The 4,860-nt window shown below is 66.1% G+C and carries 5 protein-coding genes; 4 read left to right on the forward strand and 1 reads right to left on the reverse strand.

What is annotated here, in order from left to right; all coding sequences use genetic code 11:
• The coding region (locus Q0379_RS00305; RefSeq protein WP_299002875.1) for a kinase/pyrophosphorylase at positions 1 to 524 on the reverse strand (524 nt) is incomplete at its 3' end.
• A 446-nt stretch (positions 525 to 970) separates the two neighbouring features.
• Here Q0379_RS00305 and hemE point away from each other — a divergent pair.
• The 4 genes from hemE to rho form a co-directional block, all read left to right on the forward strand.
• The gene (gene hemE, locus Q0379_RS00310; RefSeq protein WP_299002878.1) at positions 971 to 2,014 is read left to right on the forward strand and encodes a uroporphyrinogen decarboxylase; all 1,044 of its coding nucleotides are present in this window, start codon (positions 971 to 973) and stop codon (positions 2,012 to 2,014) included.
• Positions 2,011 to 3,054, forward strand: a complete 1,044-nt coding sequence (hemH, locus tag Q0379_RS00315; RefSeq protein WP_299002882.1) for a ferrochelatase — start codon at positions 2,011 to 2,013, stop codon at positions 3,052 to 3,054. The genes hemE and hemH overlap by 4 nt, the downstream gene beginning before the upstream one ends.
• The gene (locus Q0379_RS00320) at positions 3,003 to 3,518 is read left to right on the forward strand and encodes a CopD family protein (RefSeq protein WP_299002885.1); all 516 of its coding nucleotides are present in this window, start codon (positions 3,003 to 3,005) and stop codon (positions 3,516 to 3,518) included. The genes hemH and Q0379_RS00320 overlap by 52 nt, the downstream gene beginning before the upstream one ends.
• A gap of 254 nt (positions 3,519 to 3,772) precedes the next feature.
• Positions 3,773 to 4,860 (forward strand): transcription termination factor Rho (rho, locus tag Q0379_RS00325; RefSeq protein ID WP_299002888.1); only part of this gene is annotated, 1,088 nt, incomplete at its 3' end.

Below are 4,860 nucleotides of genomic sequence, written 5' to 3' on the forward strand. Positions count from 1 at the left end.
ACCAGGATCACGTCGGCCTGGGTCAGGTCCTGGCCGCCCTGGCCGTCGTCGTGGGCGATCGCGTAGTCCAGCGCTTCGATCCGATCGAAATAGTCGTTGGTCAGGGCGTGCTGAGCGCCGACCCGGGTGGAGATCCGCGCGCCCAGATAACGCGACATGGCGCTGACCACGGGATCCAGCGCGGCGATGCAGGGCATCTCCAGCTTGCGGCAGCCTTCTTCGAGCGCCGAGCGCAGGCCCGGATCGACGATGGTGTGCATGACCACGCCCGGCGCGCCGGCGATCTCCTCCAGCGCGCGGTCCAGCTGCCGGGTGGAACGGACCAGGGCATAGATGTGTTCGATCGGCAGGATGTCGGTGAAACGGGCGCAGACCGCGCGCGCCATCGCGTTCAAGGTCTCGCCCGTGGAGTCCGACACCAGATGGATGTGGAAGTAGGTCGCAAAGCGCGGCGGCAACCGTTCACCCTCGCCGCCTGCGCCGTGACTCTCCTGTGGATCATCCGTTAACGGTTGTTTAACCACTTGCCCTGCCTCTGGGGACGCCTGGGCGCCGAATGGCCCGAGAGGCGTCGTGACATGGCGCCGCTGTGATCAACGGTCGCATTGCTCGCGTATCATCCCCAGGCCCGACCCGCATCCCCCGAAGTCTGAATCCTTGTTCTCCCCGCCGGGGGAAGAGTCTCGTGGAGGGTCTTTCGCGCGCCGCCGTTAATTAAGTTTTCATTAAGACCTTCAAGGCCCTGGCGGGACGTCCACAGGATTAACAGAGGGTTAATCACATGTGCGGAGCCTTGTGGGAAAGGGCCGATCGCGTGTGGGAGTCAGGCGCGCGACGAAGGTTTTCCACGGTTTGCAGTTGCCCTCCTTCACCCTCTTCCATTTCCTAATTTCTTATTAAGATATGTTAGAAAGGGCTTAAGGGGACTCCGGGCTTGAGCCGAAGCCCGCGCCGGGCTTTAACCCGAGCCATGACGTCGCCTTCCCAGACCCCGAAATTCCTCGCCACGCTTGCTGGTCAGACGAACCCCCATCCGCCGATCTGGTTCATGCGTCAGGCGGGACGGTATCTGCCGGAGTATCGCGCGGTCCGCGCCACGGCGCCGGACTTCATCAGCTTCTGCTTCGATCCGGAGAAGGCGGCCGAGGTCACGCTGCAGCCGATGCGGCGGTTTCCCTTCGATGCGGCGATCGTCTTCGCCGACATCCTGCTGATCCCAGGCGCTCTCGGCCAGAAGGTCTGGTTCGAAGCCGGCGAAGGTCCGAGGCTCGGCGATATGCCGTCGGTCGAGTCCATGGCCGAAAAGGCCGGCGAGGCGGGCAAGGCCCTATCGCTCGTCGGGGAGACGCTGACGAGGGTTCGTTCGGCGCTTGATCCGGAGAAGGCCCTGATCGGCTTCGCCGGCGCGCCCTGGACCGTGGCGACCTACATGATCGAGAAAGGCTCCAGCGATCGCAGCGGCGCGCGGACCTTCGCCTACCAGAACCCCGAAACCACCGACGCCCTGATCCAGGTGCTGGTCGACTCGACGGTCGACTACCTGGCCATGCAGGTCGACGCTGGGGCCCAGGCCGTGAAGCTGTTCGAGAGCTGGGCCGAGGGCCTGTCCGAGCCGCTGTTCGATCGCCTGGTCACCCAGCCGCACAAGAAGATCGTCGAGGGTCTGCGGGCCCGCGGCGTCACCGTTCCGATCATCGGCTTCCCGCGCGGGGCTGGCGCCCTGGTCGAGGGCTACGCCGCCCAGGTTCCGGTGCAGGGCGTGGCGCTCGACACCCAGGCCAGCGCCAAGCTGGGCCAGACCATCCAGAAGACCAAGACCATCCAGGGCGCGCTGGATCCTCTGCTGCTGCGCGCCGGCGGCGACGCGCTGCTGAAGCGAGTGGACGAACTGCTCGAACAGTGGAACCAGGGTCCCTACATCTTCAACCTGGGCCACGGGATCCTGCCGGACACGCCGATCGCCCATGTCGAGGCGGTGCTGGAGCGCGTGACAGGACAGAAGGTGGCCAAGTGAGCAAGAAGCTCGCCGTCGTCCTGTTCAATCTCGGCGGACCCGATGGTCCGCGCGCCGTACGGCCGTTCCTGTTCAACCTGTTCCGCGATCCGGCGATCATCGGCGCCCCGGCCCTGATCCGCTATCCGTTGGCGGCGCTGATCTCCACGACCCGCGAAAAGACGGCCAAGGCCAATTACGCGATCATGGGCGGCGGCTCGCCCTTGTTGCCGGAAACCAAGAAGCAGGCCGAGGCGCTCGAGAAGGCCCTCACCGTTGCTCTGCCAGGCGTCGAGGCCAAGTGCTTCATCGCCATGCGCTACTGGCATCCGCTGACCGGCGAGACCGCGCGCCAGGTCGCGGCCTTCGCGCCGGACGAGGTCGTGCTGCTGCCGCTCTATCCGCAGTTCTCGACCACGACGACCGGTTCGTCGCTGAAGGCCTGGCGCAAGGTCTACAAGGGCTCGGGCGCCGAGACGACGGTCTGCTGCTATCCGACCGAGGCCGGGCTGATCGAGGCCCACGCCCGGATGATCCGCGAGACTTGGGAAAAGGCCGGCTCGCCGAGCAACATCCGCCTGCTGTTCTCGGCCCACGGTCTGCCGGAGAAGGTGATCCTGGCCGGCGATCCCTACCAGAAGCAGATCGAGGCCACGGCCGCCGCCGTCGCCGCCAAGCTGCCGGCGGGCATCGACTGGACCGTCTGCTACCAGAGCCGGGTCGGGCCGCTGAAGTGGATCGGCCCCTCGACCGACGAGGAGATCCGCCGCGCCGGCGCCGAGGGCAAGGGCGTGATGATCACCCCGATCGCCTTCGTGTCCGAGCACGTCGAGACCCTGGTCGAGCTCGATCACGAATATGCCGAGCTGGCCAAAGAGGTCGGCGCCGCGCCCTATGTCCGGGTCCCGGCCCTGGGCGGCGCGCCGGAGTTCATCGACGGCTTGGCCGCCGCGGTGCGCAACGCGCTCGGCGAACGCGCCGGATCGGTGGCGCCGGCTTGCGGCTGGCGGTGCGGACCCGACTGGTCGAAGTGTCCTTGCCGAGAGGGAGCTGCGGCGTGATGGATTTCCTGGTGGCGCACTTCAACCTGGTGCGGGGCCTGCACATCCTGTCGGTGATCGCCTTCATGGCCGGGATGCTCTATCTGCCGCGCCTGTTCGTCTATCACAGCAAGGCCGCGCCCGGCTCGGAGATGGCCGAAACCTTCGTGGTCATGGAGCGGCGGCTGCTGCGCGGGATCATCAATCCCGCCTCGATCGCCACGGCGCTGTTTGGCCTGGGCCTGATCCTCGCCGACGCCCAGATGCGAGGCTGGGGCTTCTTGGCTGAGCCCTGGATGGCCACCAAGCTGGTCGCCCTGGTCGGGCTCTATGGCTTCCACGGCTTCCTGTCGGCCTCGCGCAAGAAGTTCGAGAAGGGCGACTATCCTCGCTCCGAGAAGTTCTGGCGGATGGTCAACGAGATCCCGTTCGTGCTGGCGATCGTGATCGTCGTCTCGGTGACGACCAAGTTCCTGAACCACTAAACGCGGCGGCGCTTGACCCGCCGCCCGCCGCGTGATTTGCATCGGCGATACGTCCGGCCTCGCCGGACCTCTTCCTTTCACGGACCGGCGCCCGTCCTGGCGCGCCCCGCGAGCTTTCCGCTCCAAGGTCCGTTCCCCGAACGATCCGCGTCATCGTCAATCGACGCGCATGTCCCGGTCCTACCGGGCGTGACCCATGAAGTTCTACCGGCCGGACTCCGTCGTGGAGACCGCGCCCACCCTTGAGTCTTGTCATGACCGAAGAAACCGAAGACCAAATCCCGGGCGCCGAAGAGGCGACCATTGAAGACACCGTCGCGGATACCGCTGACGTCGCCACCGAAGCTTCCGTCGAGGCGGAAGGCGAGGGCGAGGACGAAGGCTCCAGCATCGCCGACGCCGTCGCGGCCCTGGGCTTGAAATCCATGTCCCTGCAGGAGCTGAAGGAGAAGTCCCCGGCCGACCTGCTGGCGTTCGCCGAGACCTTCGAGGTCGAGAACGCCAACTCCATGCGCAAGCAGGACATGATGTTCGCGATCCTGAAGACCCTCGCCGAGGAAGGCGTGGAGATCTCGGGTTCGGGCACCATGGAAGTGCTGCAGGACGGCTTCGGCTTTCTGCGCTCGCCGGAAGCCAACTATCTTCCGGGTCCGGACGACATCTACGTCTCGCCGTCGCAGATCCGGAAGTACGGCCTGCGCACCGGCGACAGCGTCGAGGGCGCGATCCGCTCGCCGCGCGAGGGCGAGCGCTACTTCGCCCTGACCAGCGTCTCGAAGATCAATTTCGAGAGCCCCGAGAACGTGCGCCACAAGGTGCACTTCGACAACCTGACGCCGCTCTATCCCGAAGAGCGCCTGAACATGGAGCTGCCCGATCCGACCGTGAAGGATCGCTCGGGCCGCGTGATCGACATCGTCGCTCCGCTGGGCAAGGGCCAGCGCTGCCTGATCGTAGCCCCGCCGCGCGTCGGTAAGACGGTGATGCTGCAGAACATCGCCAAGTCGATCGAGACCAACCATCCCGAGTGCTACCTGATCGTCCTCTTGATCGACGAGCGCCCGGAAGAAGTCACCGACATGCAGCGCACGGTGAAGGGCGAGGTCATCGCCTCGACCTTCGACGAGCCGGCGACCCGCCACGTTCAGGTGGCCGAGATGGTCATCGAGAAGGCCAAGCGCCTGGTCGAGCACAAGCGCGACGTCGTCATCCTGCTGGACTCGGTCACCCGTCTGGGCCGCGCCTACAACACCACGGTCCCGTCGTCGGGCAAGGTGCTGACCGGCGGTGTCGACGCCAACGCCCTGCAGCGCCCGAAGCGCTTCTTCGGCGCGGCGCGGAA

The organism is uncultured Caulobacter sp. (genome assembly GCF_937900395.1).
Lineage (GTDB): Bacteria > Pseudomonadota > Alphaproteobacteria > Caulobacterales > Caulobacteraceae > Caulobacter.

What these genes read in the sequence shown, in the direction of transcription:
- hemE (WP_299002878.1), top strand. Translation starts at nt 971, where the DNA reads ATGACGTCGCCTTCCCAGACCCCGAAATTCCTCGCCACGCTTGCTGGT.